The organism is Vreelandella sp. 21, from assembly GCF_050995515.1.
Classification (GTDB): Bacteria; Pseudomonadota; Gammaproteobacteria; order Pseudomonadales; family Halomonadaceae; genus Vreelandella; species Vreelandella alkaliphila.
This window is the reverse complement of record NZ_CP194673.1, coordinates 3,631,010-3,654,184: the sequence shown is the minus strand read 5'-3', so window position 1 is coordinate 3,654,184 and position 23,175 is coordinate 3,631,010. Positions and strand designations below refer to the sequence as shown.

The window sequence follows — 23,175 nt, the reverse complement described above, 5'->3', positions numbered from 1 at the left end:
GGCCCTGCAGGGAAGGGCCCTTATAGAGGGGAAGGGTTAGTCGAACTTAATGCCTTGGGCCAGTGGGAGTTCACGAGAGTAGTTCACGGTGTTAGTTTGGCGACGCATATAGCTCTTCCAAACGTCGGAGCCGGACTCGCGACCGCCGCCGGTTTCCTTCTCGCCCCCAAACGCACCGCCAATTTCAGCCCCGCTAGGGCCGATGTTGACGTTGGCGATGCCGCAGTCACTGCCAACCGCGGAGATGAAGGTTTCGGCTTCGCGAACATCGGTGGTGAAAATACACGATGACAGGCCCTGGGGAACGTCATTATTGGTAGCAATGGCCTCATCCAGCTCTTTGTAGGTGAGGACATAGAGAATGGGCGCAAAAGTTTCGTGCTTGACCAGATCGTTTTGCTCGGTCACTTCAACAATGGCAGGCTCGACGTAGTAGCCTTCGTTGCTGTTGGCGATCTCTACACGGTTGCCACCGAACACCTTCGCACCTTGTTCACGCGCTTTAGCCAGCACGCTTTGCATCGCATCAAAGGCTTGATGGTCAATTAGTGGACCAACCAAGTTACCTTCAAGCGGGTTGCCGATAGACACCGCGCTATAGGACTTCTTAAGACGCGCTAAGATTTCGTCTTTAATGGATTCATGAACGACTAAGCGGCGCAGTGTCGTGCAGCGTTGCCCAGCCGTACCTACCGCAGAGAAGAGAATGGCGCGAGTCGCCATATCAAGATCTGCGCTCGGCGCTAAGATCATGGCGTTGTTGCCACCCAGCTCAAGAATGCTGCGACCGAAGCGCGCTGCCACTTGTGGGCCTACTTCGCGACCCATGCGGGTGCTGCCGGTAGCGCTGATCAGCGCAACGCGAGTGTCATTGACCAACTGCTCGCCAGCGGCACGCTCACCAATAACCACTTGGCTCAGGTGCTCGGGGGCTTCATCGCCGAACTCTTCAATAGCACGCTCTAACAGTGCTTGGCAGGCCAGCGCCGTTAACGGTGTTTTTTCGGAAGGTTTCCAAAGCAAGCTATTGCCGCATACCAGCGCTAAGGCTGAATTCCATGCCCAAGGGGCGACGGGAAAGTTAAACGCTGTAATTAGGCCAATCGGGCCTAACGGATGCCAGCTTTCACGCATATGGTGACCGGGGCGCTCGGAAGCGATGGTCAGCCCAAAAAGCTGGCGAGATTGACCAACGGCAAGGTCGCAAATGTCGATCATTTCCTGAACTTCGCCAAGCCCTTCCTGGAGAATCTTGCCACACTCCCAGGTGACCAGCTCGCCGAGTGATTCCTTGTGCTGGCGCAGTTGATCCCCAAACAGGCGCACCAATTCACCACGACGGGGGGCAGGCACGCTTTTCCAGGCTTGAAAGGCTTTTTCTGAGTTCGCAATAGCAGTTTCAATATCGCTGTTAGAAGCCGTTGTAAGACGACCAATTTCGCTACCATCAATCGGCGTTGTAACAATCAGGTCGCCGCCTTGATACTGTTCTTTTGCGACGCCCATTTTTTCCATCAGGGAATGAATCATTGCTTCACCAAATATTAAGTTGTGAGTAAATTGGTTACAGGGCCAGTATTGCCAAGCTTGCGGTAGCTCATCAAACGATGTTTGTGAAAAACATCATTCCTTAATTTCACCAAGTGGGATTGCCATGCGTCGTCGAAACTTACCTTCTTTGACCAGCTTGAATTGCTTTGAGGCAGCGGCGAGGCACCTCAGTTTTACGCGGGCCGCGGATGAGCTGAGCCTGACGCAAAGTGCGGTGAGCAAGCAGGTGTCACAATTGGAAGTAACGCTGCAACATCCGTTATTCAGGCGGGTGAGAAAGCGCCTGCACCTGACGCCAGAGGGGGCGGTCTATCTTGGCGAAGCGCGTAAAATACTAGCCCAAGTCGAAATGTCTACGCGTTATATGCAGTCTTATGGCGTAGAGGCAGATGTACTGAATATCGCCACGTTACCCACCTTTGGGGCGCGTTGGCTTATCCCCAGACTCAACGGGTTCCGCTTTAAACATCCCAATATTAATCTCAATATTTCTAACCGTACCGAACCGTTTGATATGCAAAAAGAGCGCATAGAGGCGGCGTTCTTTTTTGGCCATGGTGTATGGCCGCGGGCTGAGTGTATAAAGTTGCTGGATGAAGAGGTGGTGCCTGTCTGCGCGCCTTCCGCCATGGAGCAGACAACCGTTCGCGACCCATTAGACTTAACAGGCATGGTGTTGTTACAGGTTTCTACTCGGCCCGAGGGGTGGCATGACTGGTTTGAAGCACAAGATCTATATACGGAGCACAGCTACCATGGGCCAAGATTCGATACGTTCTATATGGCGTTAAGATCTGCCCGCGCGGGCTGTGGCGTCGCCCTAGTGCCAAAATTCCTTGCTCAGGAAGAGCTTGATGAGGGGAAGTTAATCATTCCTTGGCAGTTCTCGCTTAAAAGCCAGGATGCTTACTACATGGCCTACCCAGAGCATATGGTCGACGTTTATAAGCTGCGCGTTTTTATTGAGTGGATACGAGCTCGTTTGGATTAGTTGTTAGTTGTTAGTTGTTAGTTGTTAGGGCGACGGGTAAATAGTCGGGCAGGCGCTTTAGTTCTTCTAAGGGCATGGGGCGTGCGAATAGGTACCCTTGGAGTAGGTCACAGTGGCGGCGAGTGAGGTCTTCTTGCTGTTGCTGGGTAGGTTATTGAAAGGAGTGCGCAATAAACGGGTTAAAATGTGCCCCTATTAAATGAGATGCTGGGTATCCTGTGATACTTTCAAGTGCTTTATTGCAGCGTTGAAAGTGTCCGTTAAGGTCAAATTCATAAACGCCACCAGGGTGATTCACAAACAGGGAGCGGTGCCACTCAGAAAGTGTGCGCCGGATCGAAGCGCATAATGTAAACCAGCGCGTCAGGCAGCATCAATTTTGCCTATTCAATTAGCGCGACCAGCGTTGTGGTGAGTGGCGCTCCGGCGGCGGTCAGCTCGTGGATTTCCTGCTGGGCCTTCTAGTAGCGGAAATTCATGGTGCATAACGCGCCCTTTTCATGCATGAGGCTCAAGGGCCGTATGACTGTATTTATGTTTAATTCTGACGCGTAGCTATTCAACTCGTACCATGTAACTAAACATAAGTGATAGCAACGTAAAATTGCTCCTCCTTTATGCTAATTCTCGCGATATCCGACTAAAGCTATTGCATTGCTTGCCGATACTAAAAGACGCCAAAAAAAATGTAAGGAAGTCTCCCATGCGTCATGAGTTCAGGCCGTCATTATTTTGCCCCTTAGCAAACCTTCAGCTCTGTTTCATTGAGGAGTGTTAATGGTTGCACCATTGCCACCGAATGAAGCAGACCGTTTGCGTGCGATGTGGCGCTATATCCGTCATAACCAGGCTCCTGACGCTGTTTTAGATGCTATTACTCGTTCTGCCGCCAAGTTTTTTGACGTTCCAATTGTGCTGATCGGCTTGGTTGAAGAAGAGTGTCAGTGGTTCAAGAGCCAAGTGGGCCCCGAAATTGCCAATATCCCCCGTGACGTCTCGTTCTGCGCTTATACTATTTTGGAAAACGAGCTTTTGGAGGTGGTGGATGCCACTGTGGATGCCCGTTTCCAGAATAATCCCTTAGTCACCGGCCCGCCTTATATTCGCTACTACCTGGGAGCGCCGCTAGTGACGCCCGACGGGTTTTCTATTGGCACGCTGTGCCTGATAGATCACCGCCTAAGGGCCATAGGTGACGAGCATAAGCGTCATTTGCAGACCTTAGCCCACCAGGTCATGAGTCATCTGGAATTGCAGCGGCTTCAGCGTCTTGAGCGACTTATTAATCACGCGGGGCTGGGTGTTTGGGAGCTCGATGTAAGCTCCAATACGATATGGAGTAATGAGGCGTTTCTACGCTTGCATGGCGCTTCGCCGTTAACACCTAGTAGCCGCTTTGAGCTCGCAAGTCACTATTTGCCTGAAGATCGCGACACACTGGAAAGCGGGTTGGGGAGAATCATTCATCAGGGCACTCCTTTTGACGCCTGCCTACGTTTGAAAGCCCCCGGCGAAACGGCGATTACCTGGGTACAGTTAACGGGTGCCTCTATCGACGATACGGTGCCTGCCCGTCATATTGCCGGTACCCTGCAGGACATTACGCTCCTTCAGCGGAACAAACACGAACTTGAGTGGCGTCACCGTATCGACGATCTAATCACTCGCCTGCAAGCGAGCATTATTGCTGGAGATAATATTTCTGATACGTTTTCAGGTGCGCTAGAGGCGCTGCTGTCGCTAACAGAGAGTGAATACGGGTTTATTGGTGAGGTGTTTAAGGATGAGAGCGGAGAGCCGTTTCTTAAGACCCACGCCATTACTGATATTAGTTGGGACGACGCTTCACGGACACTTTACCGTAAGGCACAAGCGCACGGTTTAGTGTTCTCTCAGTTAGACTCACTCTATGGTCATGTTCTGCGTACTGGCAAGCCGCTGATTAGCAATCGGCCTTCCCATGATCCAAGGCGTGGCGGACTGCCTAAAGGGCATCCTTCCCTCGATACGCTGTTGTGTCTGCCTGTCTCGGTGGAAGGCGAGATGGTTGCTATGCTGGGACTTGCCAACTGTGCTAAGGGGTATAGCAATGAAACGCTTACGTTGCTTGAGCCTTTGCTCCGGCCACTTGGTCAACTGATTCACGGCTTACGCTTGCGCCGTCAGAACGACGAAGCCTGGAAGCGCCTGGAGCTATCCTCCAAGGTGTTTTCTAGCAGTCGTGAAGCGATCATGATCTCGGATAGCGATAACCGCATTATTGAGGTTAATGAAGCATTTGAACGAATTACCGGCTATACCCGTGACGAAGTGCTTGGCAAGAACCCTCGGGTCTTATCGTCAGGGCGCCAAACGCCTAGCTTCTATCGGTCACTGTGGGCATCGCTGAACGAGAAGGGATATTGGCAGGGTGAGGTGATTAATCGACGCAAAAACGGCGATCCATTGCCAGAGATGCTGTCAATTTCAGTGGTACGCAATGAAACTGGTGACACTACCCATCATGTTGCCGTTTTTTCCGACCTGACGCGCATCAAGCAGCATGCGGATGAGCTGTTTCGAGCGGGGTATGTGGATCGCCTGACCGCGCTGCCTAATCGCCGCCACATGATTGAGCTTATGCATGAGGCACTTGATAGCAGCAAGCCAGATGAAACCCTGGCAATAGCGGTACTCGACTTAGACGGGTTTCAGGAACTCAATTTGAGATTTGGTCGAGCGGGGGCTGATCGAATCCTGGTGGTTTTGGCTGGACAATTAGTCGATGCGCTAGGGTCAGGTGATCTTATCGCTCGTATTGGGGGGGATGAGTTTGCTTTTCTGCTGCACCGATTTGAGGGTGGTGTTGAGCGTTTAAATCTTATACTTCAACAGGTTACGAAACCATTGACGATGCCTGAACTAGGGGGTACAGATAAGGCGCCGCTGAGACTGACTGGCAGCCTAGGCGTTACTCTCTTTCCTGCTGATCACAATGATCCTGACACCCTGTTACGTCACGCCGACCAAGCGATGTATCGCGCCAAAATGGCCGGTGGTAATCGTTTCGTCCTATTCGATCCTGAGCGCGAACAAGAGCTTAAGGACCTTCAGATCCGGCGCGGACAAATTGCACGTGCACTTGATGCAGATGAGTTTGTGCTCTTTTACCAGCCGCAGTTTGACCCAGTCTTTCAGCAGGTCACCGGTGTGGAGGCGCTGATCCGCTGGCAGCACCCCGAGCGCGGGCTGCTGGCCCCCGGTCAGTTTCTACCCGCGATTTCTGGTAGCGAACTAGAACTGAGCTTTGATGCATGGGTGCTCGAAACAGCGCTGAAGCAGATGGAGGAGTGGCATGCCAGCGACATCATGCTGGAGGTATGCATTAACCTAAGCCCCCAGTCACTCACTCGAGCCGATTTCTTCGATACGCTGCAGGGTGCGTTGGCCGCACACCCAGATGTGTCGCCAGCACTGCTATGCCTTGAGGTACTGGAGTCTGCTGCGCTGGACGATTTGCAAGCCGCGACACAGGTCATGCGTGCCTGTCGCTCGCTAGGGGTGAACGTTGCCTTGGATGATTTTGGTACGGGGTATTCGTCGCTGACCTATCTACGTGATCTGCCTGTGGATGTGGTTAAAGTAGATCGCAGCTTCGTTATCAACATGTTGGAGCGCGATCATGATTTGGCCATTGTTGAGAGCGTTGTGTATCTGGCTAAACGATTCAATAAAAAAGTCGTCGCGGAAGGGGTTGAGAGTAACGCTCACGTCAAACGACTGACAGAAATGGGCTGCCATTTGTTGCAAGGATTCGGTATCGCCCGTCCCATGCCGGCAAAGGCGTTGCAGACGTGGTACGAACATCCCTCAAAAATGCTCAAAGAACTCAACCTTACCTGATAGCTAGCGGCCAGAAGACAGCGCTACGACAGGATATAAACGTCCATCAGAATGAATTAGCAAAAGGAAATAAAATGTTAATTTAACTGAAAAGTAGCGTTGACTTATACAGGGCGGGTCTGTGATTATAAATAATAATTAATATTTCAAAAAACTCGATAGCGGGAGTGAGCGTGTTTTCATGCCGAAATACAGCCGTCATTTTCGGCATATTAGCCAGTTTTTCCTGCGTTCAAAGCTATTATAGCCAGCCAGTTTATGCAGATAGCTTGGATGATTTCGCTGCACAGCTGTTATGTCGTGATGAAGCTGATTGTCCCTCCTCGCAAAGCGCAGTACCCCGCACTCCCTTAGTCATCGAAGGCACCGTTCTGCCTGATGATGCTGCCCGTGGCGTTGATGAAGAACAGGCCTTTTTTATTCAACAGGGCGCTTATTTGAATCAAACGGGCGCCCTGGTATCGCTTGAAGGCAGCGCTATCGTTGTAACGCTGCCAGAGCGCGGTCAATTAAAAACAGGTAGCGGAACGACAGTGGTAACAGCGCCTCGAACAGCCCCCGTCATTATCACGATACCAAGCGAACAAAGAGAATAATGCGTCATTACTTAAAAAATGGGAGGGCTTGGCTTTGGCTGCTCTTCACACTCAATATTGCCTATTTAGTTTATGAATTGGCGTTTAACAGCCGCTTGGTAGATGCATCGGTTGCCCGCTTATCGAACGGCGACATTAGAGCGTTAGAGCTAGAGGGGCGGATACTGTCGGGTATCGGACTTAGCTTGCTGCTACTACGCCTGATCACATTAAAAAATAAGCCAACCAAGTTGTTTATAAAGCAGGTGACGCTGGCGATTGCCATTGGCTTCCCTGTTATGTTTTTTGGCCAGCGCATCTTAGTTGATGTATTGATTGATCGCACTTCTGCCGAGCAGCGCATGGATGCTCAGCATCTTCTGCTGATGAAACGGGGTCTTGCCACTAACTCACTGCAGTTGGAAGGTATTGCGTTTGATGAAGAAGATCTCGATTCACCTCATACGCGTAGCTTTCTTTCTGTATTAGGGCTGATGACGTTTGTCTCTCCCGCCTTTGTTGATGATCTCAAGGCAGAGGCAGAGCGTATTATCCATCAAGTGGCGACAAATGAAGCGAGTAAGGAGCTACCTGAAAGCTACCAAGGCTATGAAACGCTACAAGAGTCTACTCGTGGTGCATGGGACGCGTATAAAACGATTTCGGATAATTATTGGGCGGCCCAGCAAGAGATCTCCAGCTACGCTGAGCAAGCGTGGCTAGATGTGCAAGAAGACCTGTTAAGTCAATGGCGAAATAACCAAGTAGAAGGAAGCGAAGAGGCTTTCACTCGCCAGGTGCTAACACTACAGCGCAGTTTGGCAACCTATTTTAATGCTCGGCAGCAGTGTGAAACTGGCCGTTTCAGAAATGAGTGTATTGTCCGAATTGAAGAGATCTATCGCGAAGAAGTCGTTAATAACCTGGGACAGTATATTGCCCCGACGGACTGGTGTTATGCACCCGAAGTCGCGACCCAAAATGTTCGTCGTGGTAACCGCTTCGTTACGGAACAACGAACCGTTCAGCGCTGTGAAGACCTCTCTTACGAGCATTTGAATGGGAAGCTAGCCACCGTTTTAGGTGCGCCTGCTTCTTACGAACACTTCGTGGCGAGTGATGACGTTGCTGCTCAGGTAAGGCAAGCAATGCTGGCACAGGGTATTGAGCTACCCAGTGATTGGCGCGCGAATGACCGGGAGGGATTTCTTGAGGCGATTATTGCAGAGCAGTCTCACGAGATAGGCGAGCAAGCAGATCAGTCCATGCAACAACATTTAGGTGCATCGCTACCACTTGATTTGAATGCCGACGCCTTTATTGCCTCTCAGCCAATTCAGGATCAACTACACGAGGCGTTACAACCGCGTGATGAGCAGATGGTCATCACGTTAGACCTGACGCCAGAGCAGTTCAGAGACCAGGTGCTGTTACCGCACTATTTAGCGTATGCCGAGGCGGAGCGTCAGCGGTTATATGATGACGCTCAACTGCTCGCGAATGGTCAGTCTAGAGAAGAAGAGGGTAAACAGTACGTTCGAGCACTTATTGTGCCACCTATTGCGATGGGCTTTTCACTGTTTTTTGCGTTAGTGAATGCGATTGGTTTGGCCGCAAGTATTCCTGTTCTCATGGGTTCCAGACATCGCTGGTTACCCCACGCGATCAAAGTGGGTGGGTTGGTGATTGTTGTAACGGTGCCTATGTTGAGTAGTGCGGCGGTGACGCAAACCCCAACGTACCGTTATTTTAACGAAGAATTTCAGCGCTCAATGACTACGGGGGGCGCGTTATTTGCCACCTGGGTAATCCACACCCAGCCAGTGATCTATTCGTTAGGGCGCTTCGCTGCTTACCTTGCGCCTCCATTGGTAAGCGGGCATTCCAACGCGATAGAGCGTCTTGAAAGTGATAACCAGGAAAGTGAAGCAACAACATCTGGCTCTGTTGAACAAGCTGCGGTGGAGAGGCCAGCTGAGCCATCGGCTTCTCCCTATTCTCCCTCTGCCGCCGAAGAAAACAGCACTCATGTGGCGTTGCCAGAGAACGGGAGGCCGTTAGGTGTGATGCATCTAGACGTCTCCACATCGCTAGAGAGCCAGCTATCAACACTACGCAACAACTCGCCCCATCACGCGGCACTTATTGATGTCCAGCAGCTCAGTGACGGCAACTGGGCGATCCATCGTTCTCCGGTGATCACTGGCGAAGGTACCTGCCTCACCAATTTCTCAAGAGCGATGGATATTAGTCGAGTAAATAGTCTTCAGTGGCGAGCCGCCAGGCATGGCGACTGTGGTAGCAACGCGATTGCGAAACGCCCCGTTAGTATTCCTCTTGCAGCTGATTTTGCTCGTGTTATCCAGCGAAATGAAGATGGCATCGCGTTATGGGTGCATTTCCAACCTACGCTCTTGGGCGAAGTTAATTGTCATGCAGTACGTCGTGAGGCCGACCAAATTGCCGATGTGCTAGGGGCCCATCGGTTTACCGCTGCCGCCAGTACGCCACAGGTACTTAGCTGTTTTGCGCGGAATGAACGTCAGTATGGCCTTGCTTATTTCGGGCCTGAGTATGGCGAGCCCCAAGCAGAAGGGGATAGCCAGCTTCGTCGTATGAGCTTGGCAGACGTTCAGCGCCTGCGTGAGCGCGCCAGGGGTGTCGGCTATCGTCCTCAAGCCTTAACGCTATCGGAAGCTGCGTTGGAGGGCATTCAGGGCGTGCTGACCAAGGGAGACTGGCTAGTGGTTCATCACAGCCATACCAATACCGACGTATCCACCTTTTCACAAACTCACGACTTACGCTATGGCGTTTTTGGAGCGGGACAATTGCCAGCCAGTGGGGCGGGCCAAACGCTAGACGTGATAGTGACAAGGAACCATGAATGATCATGAAAAAAGCGCTGACATGGGCAGGAGCCATCGCGGTCGGAGTTACAACACTCTCTGCTGCGCATGCTAACGATTTGGTGGTCGAGCCCTTCGCACAATCAGCATTAACGGAAGAGCAAAAGCAAGCCTGGCAATATTACATTGCCCAGGAAAGTGCCCAATATGGTTGCCAATACGGCGATGATATTCGCTTACAGGAAGACCCCCGGGGAACCTTGCAGGCATTAGCCAATGGCGACGATATGGACCCTCTCCAGGTGACATTACGCACATTTCTATTTGCCGGTGAGAACGTTCAAACGCTGTTAGCACGCAATATGGTGATTGCGAGCATGGAATGTAACCCTGTTTATTACTTTGATGGGGAGCTAATTGGCCATCCGGTACTGCCCTTTGAAGAGCATCTCGACATCTTGCTTTCTAAGTTAAGGCAAACACCAGAGTTAAGCGCGCACATGGAATTTTTGCGCGGTACCAAAGCAGCGGCGATTGATGCGCGTTGGTTCTGGGCGTTTTATCTATTAGATGGCGACCACTATCGGTTATTAGGCCAGAACGTTGACACTATTCAACAAGTCGCGCGCATGTTTGTCGGCAGCTTAGGCAACGTGATGGAAGAAAACGCGTTTTGGTTGATATACGACAATGTGTTTAGCCAAGGTATTTACGTTGAAAATACCAACGAGTGCCAAGGTGAACAAGCCGAGCCTAATGCCAACATTGTGGTTGATAAAAACATTGCCTGGGAAATGGTTGAAGCCTTTTACCGAGAAGAAGGTATTTCAAGCCGAGGCAGTTGGCGGCCAGTCGTTCAGCAGGAGGGAGATGGCTATCAATTGGCTGAATCAACCACCATTGAAGACCCCATCAACCCCTATTTTAATGTCAGTCGCCGCGTCACTATACAGCCACAGGAGTGCCAGTAAATGTATTTTAAGGCCCTATTTACCGCCGGGGTAATATCGCTGTTTTCACTGCCCACCAGTGCATTCGCCCAGGTTGCTTGCCAAGACGATGAGCGGCTCTATTCATTTGCTGACTATGTCGATGAACGGCAGGCAGGCACGTCTGAGCCTTTGCAGTTAACTGTGGCAACATTTTTAAACCTGACGCCCAGGGCGAGAGACGTGATCGGTGACAATTTACGCTTACTCGATAGTGAGTGTCGCCCGCTGCAGGTCAGCCAAGGTGAGCCGCCATTTCGAATCGAAATGCCTTTCTCGACGCTGTATATGGGCTTTTACGATGCTGTCCTAAGAGGGGATGAAAGAACACAGCAAATCCTGCTCAATAGCTTCCGTGCTGAACCTGTCGACCCTATGGAGTTCATTAGTTACTTTACGGTGATTGATAGCGGCAACGAAGAGCTGATGGAACGCTTGGCAAGAAGTGCGGGAATTAATATTCATACGGCTTCTTGTGACGCTGAAACAAAGTACTTGCACTTCGCTGATCTGTTTGTACGTTTTGGTGGAAGCGTTTACGGCGAACATGGCAAAGCGTGGTTTGTTTCTGGAGGTAGAGGCCTAATCTCATCTGTAGATACTGAACTATCTCAGATTTTTACACCGCTGGAAGGAAGTTATTGTAAAGTATCAAAAAATTCTGTTCTGTCAGTGGCTGAAGCTGCTGGTGCTATAACGTTTAATATTGGCACTCACAATGAAGATATCTTGAGTAGACGCGGTAGTCACTTTATTCAAAAGCATCAAGAATGGCTTGAGCTAGGAGCCCCCGACGCCGTGCCTGCCAGTCTGTTCGATTAAATATAAATTAAAAAAGGGAACCGAATGAAACGTACCTATAAGCCACTGCTTGCAACAGTTCTAGGGTGCGCGCTTTTCTACGGCGGCACTGCGGCAGGCTCAACAGTAGATTGGACGCCCTTACTTGCGTCGTGGGAAGACGGTTGTGCCCAATCTGAGGAGTGGAGCGAACTACGCCGTAATCTGGTGACTTACCCAGATGGCTCTCTCTACCCGGAGGTTAACGAGATTGTTCTGCCGACTGTTTATAAAGAAGCTCTTGGAGAAATAGATTTCTTTGAGCGCAACCGAGATTATAGCGGCTACCGTTTAGCAGCAAAAAACGGTGAGTACTACGGCCTGCCAGTTGAAAGCTTCGTTTTTTATCTTGGAAACTCAAACGGCATTAGCGTGCTTTTGGTTGAGTTTTCAGCGCCTATTGACGAAGTGCAGGAAAGGCTTTCAAGCGTTGATTATTCCTTGGTGAACCATGACAGCGGCCCCTATCAGGCGCAGTTGATTACTGACGAAGAAGTGGGAAAAGCCATGCTGATGTGCGATTTAAGCGTTTGAAGAAAATTTTTTAAAATTGTTTTAAAAGAATGGCTGGCTATATGCCAGCCAATAAGTTTGTAAGTTGCTGTAATGCATGTTTTAAATCCTCAATATATGATTAAGCTTTATTTTATGTTCAGGATAAACACCTCAATATAGAGGCTGTTGTTACCTTATTTAGCTCTTTTTGGTATTAGCTGTTGACGTAAGTAATATAGAAGCGCAGACTGATTGCAGTTGGTTAGCAAGTCGAACGTTGTCAGCAGTATCGAAGCATTTTAGCGTTGAGCCTGGTGAAAGTCTCTTGTTCTACCCTCTGTAACTCGGGTATTTCCCCGGCATTAATTTCGCTAAATCGAGGATTTCGATCATGGCAACTGGTACCGTAAAGTGGTTTAACGACACTAAAGGCTTCGGCTTTATTTCTCCTGAAGTTAGCGGCGACGATCTGTTCGCACACTTCTCCGAAATTCAAGCAGAAGGCTTTAAATCCCTGCAAGACGGTCAGAAGGTTTCTTTTGACGTAACTCAGGGCCAAAAAGGCCTTCAAGCTTCTAATATCAAGGTTGTGGAATAAACTCCCTACCGAGATATTAGCTACCGGCTAAGTCGGTAAGCTTAAAAACCCCGCCGTGTGCGGGGTTTTCGCGTTTGTTTATAGAGTAGTCTAAAAAGAATATGCTGAGTTATTAACCGTTATCTTATGAGGGGGCTAAAATTCCAGGCTTAGTCTAAGCATATCTTTGTGCTGAATTCCATTTTCAATGATAGGCTCAGGGTAGTTCTTCAAGAAAAAATCTTTATCAATACAATTAACCCTAAAGCCCTGCCGTTGGTAGAAGGTCAGTTGATAGCCGAATGTACCCGTTCCTACCTCTAAGCGTTGCGCACCAGATGCCTTTACTTTTTCGATAACATGCCTGAGAAGTTGTGTACCAACACCGTTCTGTTGAACCGATGGTGAAACGGCAATGTTCATCAATTCCAGTGCTCCCTCAGAAATCGGCTTGATAACACAAACTCCAACTACCGAACCCTTGGCACAGGCGATGAAGCATCTTGATTGATATAGGTAGCTTTTGATGGCTTCTTCGCAGGGATCCGCTAAAAGAAGTAGCTCCATTGGCACCTCAGAGGGTGTTATCTCAGCTATTTGCAACGATGCATGCTCCTATCGCATTCAGAGTAATTTTCATTCTACTCTTTGTGTCCATGTTCCATGTCTTTATGTGAGCGTGTGGGTGATTTTTTGACTTAATAAGGTTTTAGGGCACACGTTCTGGCTTAGATAGGCACGCATGGTCTGCCACTATAAAATCACATTATTTATATTTCGAAAGTAGCATAAAAAAGATGGGAGCAAGCTGCCTTAGATAGGGGCATTTTGTTGCTATTGGTTTGAAAAAGCTGGTGTGCGAGCTCATCGGCACGAGGTTATTCACACGAGATCATCATGACCCTACTGGATAAACGTGCGTTTTACTTATTTGAGGTAAGCAGTTGCGGTGGCATTCGTGCGGCGGCGGAGCATCTGCATATCAATCCCTCTGTGGTAAGCCGCCAAGTACGTGGGTTGGAGAGAGAATTGGGCATGGCGTTGTTGGAGCGTCAAGGGCGGCATGTGACGTTGACCGAAGCAGGCCAATTGGTAGTGGAAGGATTTCTTGCTCAGCGGCGGTTGAATTCAGAGCTGGGAGATACGCTGTCTCGGTTACGCAATTTACAGTCGGGGAAGGTGGTAGTCTCGGTAGGTGATGGCTTTGTGGATAGCTTTATCAACCACGTGATGCGCCGTGTTTCCGAGCATTATCCCGACGTGCTGATCGAGATTAAAACAGGGATTTATTACCCCCGAGAACCCCATGAGATGGTGGCCAGCGACGAGGTGGATATTGCTATTACCTACGGCCCCATTTCAGACCCACGGTTAGTAGTGCACTCTTTTGAGCGGGGGCCGTTGTGCGCGCTGGTAGCACCATCCCACCGGCTTGCCCGCCAAGATAGCGTGTCGGTCACGGAGTTATTACAGCACAAATTGATTTTTTTACCGGATGCCTCGGGCTCGCAGCAGTTCGTGAATGCGCTATTTGGTGCTGCCGGGCAGTTGGCTACGCCTGCCTATCGTTGCAACCTGCATTCGGTGTCTCGAAGGTTGGCATGTGCGGGGATTGGCGTGTCGTTTATGACGGCTGCTGCTGCACGCAGCGAAGTAAACGCTGGTTTGCTGAAGGCGATTCCCATTGACCACCCTATGGCCGCTAGTAGCCAAGGCAATTTGGTGCGTAGAGTCGGCAGAAGGCTTTCGCCCGCTGCCGACTATTTGTGGAAGTTAATGATGGCGATGCAGTGACGTACTGAAGTATCAGTTAGCCATCATGTATACGCCTGGGCCAATTGGCCAGCCCATGGCCAGCCAGAACATCAAAAACGCTGACCAGGCGAGCAAAAAGCCTATGGCTAACGGCAGCATGGTGGCTATCAACGTGCCTAGCCCCATATCTGGCTTATAGCGCTGCATATACACCAGTGCTACCGAAAAATATGGGCTCATAGGGGAGATGATGTTCGTGCTGGAATCGCCTATGCGGAACATTGCCAATACAAAAGCTGGATCGAAGTCGATCATCATCAGCATCGGCACGAATACCGGGGCCATTAATGCCCACTGAGCGGAGCCGCTGGTCATAAAGACGTTCAGCACTGCGCTCATCGCAATAAACGCGCCTACTAGCGGTAGCCCGGTAAATCCGGTGCTTTGCAGAATATTGGAGCCTTCAATAGCAATAAATTGCCCCAATTCTGACCAGCGGAAATAAGCAATAAACTGCGAAATGGCAAAGAACAGTACTAGGGTAGGTGCTAAGTCACTGGCAGACTCCGCCATGCGTTGTGGTACATCACGGCTGCTGGTGATCTTGTCGGTGGTGATGCCGTATACCAAGCCAATAGTGACGAAGTAGCCAAACATCAGTGGCACGAGTGAGCGCAAAAAGGGCGAGGGGATCAAGCCGCCCTCTTCATTGCGCAGTGGTGATGCCTCGGGCACCACGGCAATTAAGATCAGCGCTAGGTAAATCAGTGTGGCAATACCTACCCGCTTTAGGCCGCGCTTTTCTGCGTCGGTTAATGCCGGTTTTATAATGTCAGTTTTAAAGTCTTTGCTTATCGGTAGGGTGCGTTGCAGCCTCGGCTCTACGATCTTATCGATGACTAACGTGCCAACAATTGCCAGCACAAACACTGAGCAGGCCACAAAGTAGTAGTTATCAACAGGTGAGACGTAGGCGTCTGGGTCTACCAAGCGTGCGGCCTCCGTGGTTATGCCAGCAAACAGCGCATCCCCGACGGTAATGAACAGGCTGGCATCAAACCCGGCGCCTGCCGCTGCGTAGGCGGCAGCTGCACCGGCGATTGGGTGACGGCCCACCGAGTAGTACACCATGGCGGCTAGCGGGATCAGGATCAGGTAGTTGGCATCGGAGGCAATACTGCCGCAAATACCTGCCATAAAAACGCAGAAAGTGAGCAGAGCGGGTGGTGCTTTCGCCACGCTCACCTGCATCAAGGTCGACATTAAGCCCACTTTATCGGCCAAACCAATGCCAAACATCACCACCAAAATAAGGCCGAGGGGAGGGAAGTTAACGAAGTTACTGACCACGCTGGTCAGCATAAACTCAATGCCATCAGCCGATAGTAGACTGCGTACCTGCACCACTGCGTCGGTTTGCGGGTTAACCGCTGAAACGCCGAGTGCGGCAAGCAGGGCTGAGACGAACACAACTACGCCAGCCAAAATGACAAAGAGAATAAACGGGTGTGGGAGCTTATTACCCACACGCTCAATAGATGAAAGAACACCTTGCATCGTATAAATCCTTTTTACTTAACGTTATTTTTTTAATCGTAATAAGAGGCCTGCAGAGAATTACGCTCGTGCTAACAGCTCTTTTGCCAGCGCCACAAACATCCCGCCTGCGACCGGCAGAACAGCATCGTTAAAGTCGTAGTGCTCGTTGTGCAGATAGGCGCTATCGCCATTACCGACAAAGAAGAAACACCCCGGTACTTCCTGCAGGTAGAACGCGAAATCTTCGGCACCCATAGTGGGCATATAGTCCAGCTGCTGAATGTCGTGGCTTACTGCGTGTTTGTAGGCAACCGCTAACACACGTTCTGACCACGCAGGGTCGTTAACCAGGGGGGGCACCTGGTGTAGGTGTTCCAGATGAAACTGCGCACTGTGGGCTGCGCATACGCCAGCGGTTACCTGCTCAAGCTTGCCTGCAAGCGCTTCGCGTGAAGAGGGGCGGTCGCTGCGGATATTCACTAGCAGCTCGGCTTGGCCAGGAATCACATTGGCGGCATCGCCCGCATGGAAAGCAGCTACAGTGATCACGCCTGCTTCCAGCGGCGATTTGTGGCGGCCCACTAACCCTTGCAACTGCTGTACCAGCGATGCCCCGACATAAATAGGATCTACCGCCAAGTGCGGCATGGCGGCATGGCCGGAAATACCTTCGATAGTGATTTTATAAGTGTCGTTACCGCCCATAGCCGGCCCGGGTTTAACAAACAGTTGGCCTGTTGGGAAACCAGGGCGGTTGTGGTAGCCAAATATCGCGTCCACCTTGGGGTTTTCCAATACCCCTGCCTTGACCATGATGTCGGCACCATTGCCACCTTCCTCGCCAGGCTGAAATAGCAGTTTAATGTGTCCACATAGCTCATCACGCCGCGCCATGATGGCTTCGGCAGCCAACAACAGCGTGGCGGTATGCCCATCGTGACCACAGGCATGCATCAAGCCTTGCCGTTGGGAGCGATGCTCAAACGTATTGACTTCCTCGATGGGTAACGCATCCATATCAGCGCGAAAGGCAATCACTGGGCCTTCGCGACCGGTCGCTAGCTCAGCCATAACGCCTGTAGTAGCAATACCTTCGGTCACGCGATAGCCGAGCGCTTTTAGCCGCTCGGCGACCAGTGCGGCAGTATTATTTTCTTGAAATTTAAGCTCAGGGTGCTGGTGTAGTCGATGCCGCAAAGCGGTGGCTTCACCAACTTGTTTATCTGAAAACATTTCCTATCCCACTGTTGTCGGTATCTTTATTTGGCTTTTTTAAGCTAAGCGACTTGGCGGGTAGATAAGAGTCGTTTTAATGACAAATTTGTTGCTTTCAAAGCAACGGTGATGGGTTGATACAACCGAAGCGACTTCTTAGCGATGTTATCAACCCCCTTGGCAGCTAGCGGTGAGATTGTCAGTGTCGCCTTCTTTCATGCTTATTTTTAACTTAAGCATTCTGTATATCGACTAGATCATACCTCTTTGCGGCAGCCGCACAGCAGGAGATTGCAATCACCCAGCGAAGTAGGCTATTGGTGGCGCAGTTGATAGATCAGCTTGATGCACAAGACACACACGGCCGTGGAGTGCTCGGTATGAAGACCTTGTCGAACATGGGGTTTGCCCTATTTGGTGCAGCGCTGGTCGCGATTAGTTATGGACTTGCGCGCTTTGCGTTTGGTTTGTTTGTACCTTCCATTAGCGCCGAACTAGAACTGACTGCGTACTTAGTTGGTATTATCGGGGCGCTGCCGTTTATTAGTTTTGTCTTGGCGACGTTGTTTGCACCGCTTGCAGCCGATCGGCTTGGTGCGCGTAATTTAGCAGTGTTATCCGGTGGATTCGGTGTGGCCGGGCTGGTCTTTATCAGCCAGTCGTCTGGTGCCTTCTCGCTCGGCGTAGGTGTGTTTGTCTGCGGCATTTGTACTGGCTTGATGATGCCCGCTCTGACGGCTGCTATGCAGGCGTTGGTGAGCAGAACAATGCATGGCCGCGTTAGCTCTATCATGAATGCTGGCACCAGTATTGGCATTATCGTAGCAGTGCCGACGGTCGTGTTCCTGGCCGACGCTTGGCGCTTTACCTACACTAGCTTTGCTGTTTTGGCGGGTTTAGGGGTGATTGCTGCCTGGTACTTTATTCCTTCGGTCTCTCGGGTTGTGCCAGCCAATGCGGCACCGCCACCGCCAATCACGCGGCTACAGTGGTCGCGCCTTACCCGGCTATCGCTCTTTGCTTTCGCGATGGGGTTTGTGTCTTCGCCGTTCTGGCTTTTTGCGCCTGATTTGGCCGTTACCCTTGGTGGGTTGCCTCCTAATCAAACTGGCTGGCTTTGGTTTGCCGTAGGACTTGCTGGGCTTGGAGGTGCCGTAGTGAGTGATTTGGCTGACCGTAATAACCCTCCTATTACGCAGGCACTAATGCTAATGATGCTGTCTTCAAGCTTGGCGTTGCTTGCTGCCAGTCCCAGCCAGTTAGCATTGGCGATATTTTCCGCTATGGTATTTGGACTTGCTTACATGAGCTTAACGGGACTGTATCTGATGACGGGTATTCGGCTATTGCCGGGGCGGCTTTCCATGGGGCCCGTCTTACCTTTCATGGCTTGTGCGCTTGGGCAAGCAGTAGGCTCGCCGGTTGTCGGTATGCTGGTGGACAGCTATGGGTATGCCTATGCATTTTCGCTATTTTCGGTCGTCGGCATTGTGGTGGCGATTATATCGCCAGCTTATCCCGGCCACATTGATTACTGGGCAGACCTGGTGGAAGAATCCGTGGAAGAAGAACCACTGCAAGAGGAGCTGCCCGCTGCTGAAGAAACGGGTCTCCAGGCGGCGTACGACCACCAATTGCTGGATGAGAATGGCGAGCCCATCGAAGAGCCCGTTACGAAAGAGGATAACGTAGCCTAATGCGTTTCTGATTAGCGTTATACGGTCGAAAGCCATGGAGGAATTGGAGAAGATGCCAGGAGGGCGATTTGCCAGGGTTTGCTATCACCGGTAGCAGAGGGGGCTAGAGGCAACGGATACCTAGCGGCATCGGCGATAAAAACGACAACGCCAGCTGAACCCAGAGGCTAGCGTTGTCGGACGAACAGCGATCAGGCGAAGGCGTTCAGGCACCAAGTAATGGCGGGGATGGCGACAATATCGATCAGCACGGCGCCGCACAGCGGGACGATAATGAAGGCCTTATGCGACACCACACGATAGTGCTCGCACACCGCACTCATATTCGCCACCGCATTGGGAGTCGCGCCTAGGCCGTGGCCAATAAAGCCCGCGGTAAGCACTGCGGCGTCGTAGTTGCGGCCCAGCAGACGGAACATTACCACCACGGCCAGGAAGACGATGGCCAAGGTCTGCACCAGCAGGATCAACAGCAGTGAGCCGCCCATCTCCTGGAGCTGCCAGATCTTGAGATTCATCATTGCCATGGTCAGGAACACGCCCAAGGCCACGTCGCCCAGAGTGGCGAGGGCGTTGTCTGGCATGCTGGCCCAGTGGAAGCGATCATTAAGATTGCGTAGCAGGATGGCGACAAACATGGCGCCCACATAACTCGGCAGGATGCCCCCTAGGTGAGTTGACAGGGCCTCTTTGAACCACACTCCCAGTACCATGATCGGTACTACGACGGCCAGCACGCGCAGCAGGGTACGGCTGTCGATGGGCGCTTGGGTGGGGCGCTCCTCGGCTTGCAGTTTCTCCAGATCATGCACGTCCTCGGCGACAACCGGAATCTGCCGACGATCGATGATCCAGCGGGCGATGGGCGCGCCGATCACACCGCCGACGATCATGCCGAAGGTGGCAGAGGCAATGGCGGCAGTAGTGGCACCCTGGGCACCCAGGGCTTCCGCCTCAGGGCCAAAGGCCGCTGCTGCGCCAAAGCCGCCCTCTAAGGAGGTGGCTCCGGCCATCAGGCCGATCAGCGGGTCGAGGCCAAGCAGGCTGGCCATGCCAATGCCCACGCCGTTCTGCATCAGCGCCAGCAGCCAGCAGGCCACTAGATAGATGCCCAGCGCCTTACCGCCCTTCTTGAGCAGCGCCAGGCTTCCACCCAGGCCCACGGTGGTGAAGAAGGCGATCATCAATGGACTCTGCATCGCCGTGTCAAGCTCGAAGGTAACCAAGCCAAGATCGCGCAGCAGCCAGGCCAGCAGGGCGAAGCCGAAACCGCCGATCACTGGGGTAGGGACGCAGAAGTGTTCCAGCCAGTTGAGCCGGCGCTTAAGCCCGGCGCTTAAGCCCGGCGCCAAATGCAAGCAATATCAGCGCCAGTGCCGTGGTGGACACGGCATCCAGAGTAAAGTGCATGTTGATGCTCCATGAGTTGTTGTGTGCCGCTCAGGGCGGTCGGGTAGGGGTGGCCGTTGACGACCGGTTAATCGTTGGTTAGCGCGCCAGGCGCTCGACCAGACGGGCCGCTACACGGGCCGTTCGCGCGTCTATATCCAGGCTTGGATTGAACTCGGCTACGTCCACTACTGGCAGCGCAACGCGTGCGGCTAGATGATCAATGACATCCTCAACCAGGGACAGCTCGATGCCCCGGGCGGAAGGGGCGCTGATGCCCGGGGCAATCCAGGCTGGTAAGGCGTCTAAGCAGATGGTGAGGTAGAGCCAGTCGACCTGTGTCAGCAGCCGCTCCAGAGCGGCTTTCATCGCGGGGCTGTCCAGCGAGCGACACTGCTCGTCGAGCACCCACTCCACTCCCAACGACTCGGCGCGGGCGAAAAGCGCTGGCGTATTGCCGCCACGACTCACGCCAAGGCAGGTGTAGTGGAAGTCGATGCCCGCCTCTTGGCACAGCTCGGCGCACTGCCGAAAGGGCGTGCCGGAGCTGGCGCGCTCGGCCTGGCGCAGATCGAGATGGGCATCCAGATTGAGGATGCCTAGGCGTGGCATCGTCGCCTGACGTTGGGCGTGAGCCAGCAGTCCCGAGAAGCTAGCGAAGGCGATCTCGTGGCCGCCGCCTAAGCCGATGACCCGGTGGCCCTGTTCGAGCAGCTCGGACACCCGCCCGGCGAAGGCTTGCTGAGCGTCCTCTAAGTTGTCGCCCTGGCAGACCACATCGCCGGCATCATACAGCGGTGTCGTCAGGTGATACGCCTGGTTGGCTAGCTGGCGACGCAACACCAGGGGCCCTTCACTGGCCCCCGTCCGCCCTTGGTTGCGGGCTACGCCAGCATCAGAGCAGAACCCTAACAAAGCGCGCCCCGGCGCCTCGGCCCGAAAGGCCGGACGCATCACCTGATGCCAGCGCCGTGCGTCACCTGCCTCTGTGCTATCGACCCGGCCTTGCCAGGGCGCCATCAGCGCCGCCTCATTATCTGCTTGTGTCACTGCAGGAGTTCTCCCAATCGTTGTGCACTGAGGCGCGTGGCCTCGCTCAGAGTCTCGGCTCGGTCTTGAGCCCGAGCGCTGGGGGCCATCACACTGATCACCGCCTTGAGACGACCGCGGCCGTTGAACACTGGGGCACTGGCGCCCCATACTCCTTGATCGATTTCGCCCACGCTGACCGCCACGCCCCGTAGGCGAATGGTCTCGAGATCGATCAGGGCATCGTCCCGCTCCGCCTCCGAGCGAAGCATCAGCGCCATCTGGCGCTCTTCATCGCTCATCCAGGCCAGCAGCGCCCGAGCGCTGGCGCCCTTGAGTAGCGGTTGCACCTGGCCACGGTGGTAGCAGCAGCGCAGCGGCTGTGGACTATCGATCATCTCTACGCAAAGGGCGTGGTCACGCACCGCCACCAGTAGCGCCGAGCTCTCCTGAGTGGTCTCAGTCAATTCGGTCAGCACTGGGCGAGCCCAGCGAAGCAGCTCGTTGTGGTGTTCGAAACCTTGGTGCAGACGCACCGCCTGAGGGCCCGGCGCATAGGTGCCGCCCTCGCGTTCGCTGACTAGGCCCCAGGCCAAAAGTTGGCGCAGGTGGCGATATGCGTTCGAGACTGGCTGAGCGGTCAGCTCGGCCAGCGACTTCACCGTCATTGCTTCCCCTTGATTAGCTAGGCAGCACAGTAGCGCTAGCATCCGGTCGGATGGCCCCATCGCAATTACCTCAAATTTTGATAAACGATACGCAGCAAAATAGATAAAAGAAAAAAAAGTTATCAATTTTTGATAATTAAAATTCTTAGACTTTAGTCTTGATATGGGAAGGCGGGGTATTGTCGGCGTGAAATAGCAAGGGGTAACGCGATGTTCCAGCGGCATCAGCAACGTCGGATTTTTTAAAACGCCTAACGCAATGGTTGTGCTTTACCGATGCATTTTCACTCTGTACATCGCGCTATCAGCATGCCTGAGCAGCGTATCCGCATCGTCCCCATCGGCGGGATAACAGGCTGTACCAATACTGCAAGACGGCATGTTGATCGCTCCAAATTCTGCGCCCAGCGGCTCGGCCATGATGGCGAGAATCTGATTTACCTTGTGTGTAACGGCCTCCATTGATTGGATGCCCGTCAGTAGAATAGTAAATTCATCACCGCCCATGCGCGCGGCCGTGTCTGTTTGACGTAGACAGCTTTCCAGTCGCCGAGCCACTGTACAGAGCACTTCATCTCCTATGGCATGTCCATAGGTATCGTTAATCAGCTTGAAGTCATTAATATCCAGAAACAGCAGCGCAAGGCCGCTCTGGTGGCGATGAGCCGCGCCCAAGCCTGAAACGAGCCGATCATAGAAGAGTGATCTATTCGTCAGCTTTGTTAGTGGATCGTGATGGGCAAGGAAGCGTAATTCTTCTTCGGCTTGTATTAGGGCTGTTACGTCTCGAGCAACGCCGATGCGAACTTCTTCGTCTTCATACCAGCGAGCAGACCATAGAATGTGCACAGTGCTGCCATCCTTGCGGAGGTAGCGGTTGCGGAAATCGATGTGTTGTTGACCGCTCATGACCCGCACAATGGAAGCTTGCGTGAGCGCGAGATCGTCAGGATGCATGTAATGGGTGATTAAAGTGCCGATCAGTTCATCAGCACGGTAACCAAGCAGTGACTCACAGGCATCACTCACAAACAGGATCTGATGGTCTTTATCGACCACGAAGACCGTGTCCAGCATCAGATGCACTAGTTTGGGATAGAGCGCTTGCAGGTCAATGGGCATAGGCTAATCCGG

The 23,175-nt window shown here is 52.4% G+C and carries 19 protein-coding genes; 10 read left to right on the top strand and 9 right to left on the bottom strand.

The window, feature by feature from the left end; translation table 11 throughout:
- Window positions 1–36 precede the first annotated feature (36 nt).
- Window positions 37–1,530, bottom strand: a complete 1,494-nt coding sequence (gene amaB, locus ACN06F_RS16565) for an L-piperidine-6-carboxylate dehydrogenase (RefSeq protein WP_433924347.1) — start codon at window positions 1,528–1,530, stop codon at window positions 37–39.
- A gap of 124 nt (window positions 1,531–1,654) precedes the next feature.
- On the opposite strand from amaB, the gene ACN06F_RS16560 reads away from it, so the two are divergent.
- Entirely contained in the window at window positions 1,655–2,542 is an 888-nt protein-coding gene (locus ACN06F_RS16560) for a LysR substrate-binding domain-containing protein (RefSeq protein WP_433924346.1), read from the top strand.
- Between the two features lie 151 nt (window positions 2,543–2,693).
- Here the strand turns inward: ACN06F_RS16560 and ACN06F_RS16555 are convergent, their stop codons facing one another.
- Window positions 2,694–2,840: a PAS domain S-box protein gene (locus ACN06F_RS16555; RefSeq protein ID WP_231657893.1), complete on the bottom strand. Its 147-nt coding sequence runs from the start codon at window positions 2,838–2,840 to the stop codon at window positions 2,694–2,696.
- Window positions 2,841–3,319: 479 nt separating this feature from the next.
- On the opposite strand from ACN06F_RS16555, the gene ACN06F_RS16550 reads away from it, so the two are divergent.
- From ACN06F_RS16550 to ACN06F_RS16520, 7 genes are all read left to right on the top strand, one after another.
- Window positions 3,320–6,424, top strand: coding sequence for a bifunctional diguanylate cyclase/phosphodiesterase (locus ACN06F_RS16550; protein ID WP_433924345.1), 3,105 nt, complete (start codon window positions 3,320–3,322; stop codon window positions 6,422–6,424).
- 269 nt (window positions 6,425–6,693) lie between these two features.
- Window positions 6,694–7,020, top strand: a complete 327-nt coding sequence (locus ACN06F_RS16545; protein ID WP_198349294.1) for a hypothetical protein — start codon at window positions 6,694–6,696, stop codon at window positions 7,018–7,020.
- On the top strand, window positions 7,020–9,890 hold the full coding sequence (locus ACN06F_RS16540; protein ID WP_433924344.1) for a DUF1761 domain-containing protein: 2,871 nt from the start codon (window positions 7,020–7,022) through the stop codon (window positions 9,888–9,890). The genes ACN06F_RS16545 and ACN06F_RS16540 overlap by 1 nt, the downstream gene beginning before the upstream one ends.
- Window positions 9,887–10,819 (top strand): hypothetical protein, encoded by a 933-nt coding sequence (locus ACN06F_RS16535; RefSeq protein WP_433924343.1) that lies wholly within the window; start codon window positions 9,887–9,889, stop codon window positions 10,817–10,819. Before ACN06F_RS16540 ends, ACN06F_RS16535 begins: the two co-directional genes overlap by 4 nt.
- Window positions 10,820–11,659 (top strand): hypothetical protein, encoded by an 840-nt coding sequence (locus ACN06F_RS16530; protein WP_433924342.1) that lies wholly within the window; start codon window positions 10,820–10,822, stop codon window positions 11,657–11,659.
- 24 nt (window positions 11,660–11,683) lie between these two features.
- Window positions 11,684–12,211 carry a hypothetical protein gene (locus tag ACN06F_RS16525; RefSeq protein ID WP_433924341.1) on the top strand — a complete coding sequence of 176 codons (528 nt, stop codon included), beginning with the start codon at window positions 11,684–11,686 and terminating at the stop codon, window positions 12,209–12,211.
- A 352-nt stretch (window positions 12,212–12,563) separates the two neighbouring features.
- A complete protein-coding gene (locus ACN06F_RS16520) occupies window positions 12,564–12,770 on the top strand; it encodes a cold-shock protein (protein ID WP_038478993.1) in 207 nt (68 codons plus the stop codon).
- A 135-nt stretch (window positions 12,771–12,905) separates the two neighbouring features.
- On the opposite strand, the gene ACN06F_RS16515 is transcribed toward ACN06F_RS16520, so the two are convergent.
- Window positions 12,906–13,316 carry a GNAT family N-acetyltransferase gene (locus ACN06F_RS16515; RefSeq protein ID WP_038486363.1) on the bottom strand — a complete coding sequence of 137 codons (411 nt, stop codon included), beginning with the start codon at window positions 13,314–13,316 and terminating at the stop codon, window positions 12,906–12,908.
- 330 nt (window positions 13,317–13,646) lie between these two features.
- On the opposite strand from ACN06F_RS16515, the gene ACN06F_RS16510 reads away from it, so the two are divergent.
- Window positions 13,647–14,543, top strand: coding sequence for a LysR family transcriptional regulator (locus ACN06F_RS16510; RefSeq protein ID WP_038478990.1), 897 nt, complete (start codon window positions 13,647–13,649; stop codon window positions 14,541–14,543).
- A gap of 12 nt (window positions 14,544–14,555) precedes the next feature.
- Here ACN06F_RS16510 and ACN06F_RS16505 read toward each other — a convergent pair whose 3' ends face one another.
- Window positions 14,556–16,061: an AbgT family transporter gene (locus tag ACN06F_RS16505; RefSeq protein WP_433924340.1), complete on the bottom strand. Its 1,506-nt coding sequence runs from the start codon at window positions 16,059–16,061 to the stop codon at window positions 14,556–14,558.
- A gap of 60 nt (window positions 16,062–16,121) precedes the next feature.
- A complete protein-coding gene (locus ACN06F_RS16500; protein WP_433924339.1) occupies window positions 16,122–17,276 on the bottom strand; it encodes a M20 metallopeptidase family protein in 1,155 nt (384 codons plus the stop codon).
- 362 nt (window positions 17,277–17,638) lie between these two features.
- Here ACN06F_RS16500 and ACN06F_RS16495 point away from each other — a divergent pair, with 362 nt between their 5' ends.
- On the top strand, window positions 17,639–18,955 hold the full coding sequence (locus tag ACN06F_RS16495; RefSeq protein WP_433924338.1) for an MFS transporter: 1,317 nt from the start codon (window positions 17,639–17,641) through the stop codon (window positions 18,953–18,955).
- 191 nt (window positions 18,956–19,146) lie between these two features.
- Here the strand turns inward: ACN06F_RS16495 and gltS are convergent, their stop codons facing one another.
- From gltS to ACN06F_RS16475, 4 genes are all read right to left on the bottom strand, one after another.
- Complete coding sequence (gene gltS, locus ACN06F_RS16490; RefSeq protein ID WP_433924337.1) at window positions 19,147–20,313, bottom strand: sodium/glutamate symporter; 1,167 nt, start codon at window positions 20,311–20,313, stop codon at window positions 19,147–19,149.
- 130 nt (window positions 20,314–20,443) lie between these two features.
- Window positions 20,444–21,364, bottom strand: coding sequence for a formimidoylglutamase (gene hutG / locus ACN06F_RS16485; protein ID WP_433925130.1), 921 nt, complete (start codon window positions 21,362–21,364; stop codon window positions 20,444–20,446).
- Between the two features lie 26 nt (window positions 21,365–21,390).
- Window positions 21,391–22,101, bottom strand: coding sequence for an IclR family transcriptional regulator (locus tag ACN06F_RS16480; protein WP_433924336.1), 711 nt, complete (start codon window positions 22,099–22,101; stop codon window positions 21,391–21,393).
- A 210-nt stretch (window positions 22,102–22,311) separates the two neighbouring features.
- Entirely contained in the window at window positions 22,312–23,163 is an 852-nt protein-coding gene (locus ACN06F_RS16475; RefSeq protein ID WP_433924335.1) for a diguanylate cyclase domain-containing protein, read from the bottom strand.
- Window positions 23,164–23,175 lie beyond the last annotated feature (12 nt).

Coding starts and splice junctions, on each gene's coding strand:
- ACN06F_RS16525 (WP_433924341.1), top strand. CDS start 11,684: ATGAAACGTACCTATAAGCCACTGCTTGCAACAGTTCTAGGGTGCGCG.
- ACN06F_RS16510 (WP_038478990.1), top strand. CDS start 13,647: ATGACCCTACTGGATAAACGTGCGTTTTACTTATTTGAGGTAAGCAGT.
- ACN06F_RS16560 (WP_433924346.1), top strand. CDS start 1,655: ATGCGTCGTCGAAACTTACCTTCTTTGACCAGCTTGAATTGCTTTGAG.
- amaB (WP_433924347.1), bottom strand. CDS start 1,530: ATGATTCATTCCCTGATGGAAAAAATGGGCGTCGCAAAAGAACAGTAT.
- ACN06F_RS16480 (WP_433924336.1), bottom strand. CDS start 22,101: ATGGGGCCATCCGACCGGATGCTAGCGCTACTGTGCTGCCTAGCTAAT.
- ACN06F_RS16520 (WP_038478993.1), top strand. CDS start 12,564: ATGGCAACTGGTACCGTAAAGTGGTTTAACGACACTAAAGGCTTCGGC.
- ACN06F_RS16530 (WP_433924342.1), top strand. CDS start 10,820: ATGTATTTTAAGGCCCTATTTACCGCCGGGGTAATATCGCTGTTTTCA.
- ACN06F_RS16475 (WP_433924335.1), bottom strand. CDS start 23,163: ATGCCCATTGACCTGCAAGCGCTCTATCCCAAACTAGTGCATCTGATG.
- ACN06F_RS16505 (WP_433924340.1), bottom strand. CDS start 16,061: ATGCAAGGTGTTCTTTCATCTATTGAGCGTGTGGGTAATAAGCTCCCA.
- ACN06F_RS16500 (WP_433924339.1), bottom strand. CDS start 17,276: ATGTTTTCAGATAAACAAGTTGGTGAAGCCACCGCTTTGCGGCATCGA.
- ACN06F_RS16495 (WP_433924338.1), top strand. CDS start 17,639: ATGAAGACCTTGTCGAACATGGGGTTTGCCCTATTTGGTGCAGCGCTG.
- ACN06F_RS16515 (WP_038486363.1), bottom strand. CDS start 13,316: ATGGAGCTACTTCTTTTAGCGGATCCCTGCGAAGAAGCCATCAAAAGC.
- ACN06F_RS16540 (WP_433924344.1), top strand. CDS start 7,020: ATGCGTCATTACTTAAAAAATGGGAGGGCTTGGCTTTGGCTGCTCTTC.
- ACN06F_RS16535 (WP_433924343.1), top strand. CDS start 9,887: ATGATCATGAAAAAAGCGCTGACATGGGCAGGAGCCATCGCGGTCGGA.
- ACN06F_RS16550 (WP_433924345.1), top strand. CDS start 3,320: ATGGTTGCACCATTGCCACCGAATGAAGCAGACCGTTTGCGTGCGATG.
- hutG (WP_433925130.1), bottom strand. CDS start 21,364: ATGGCGCCCTGGCAAGGCCGGGTCGATAGCACAGAGGCAGGTGACGCA.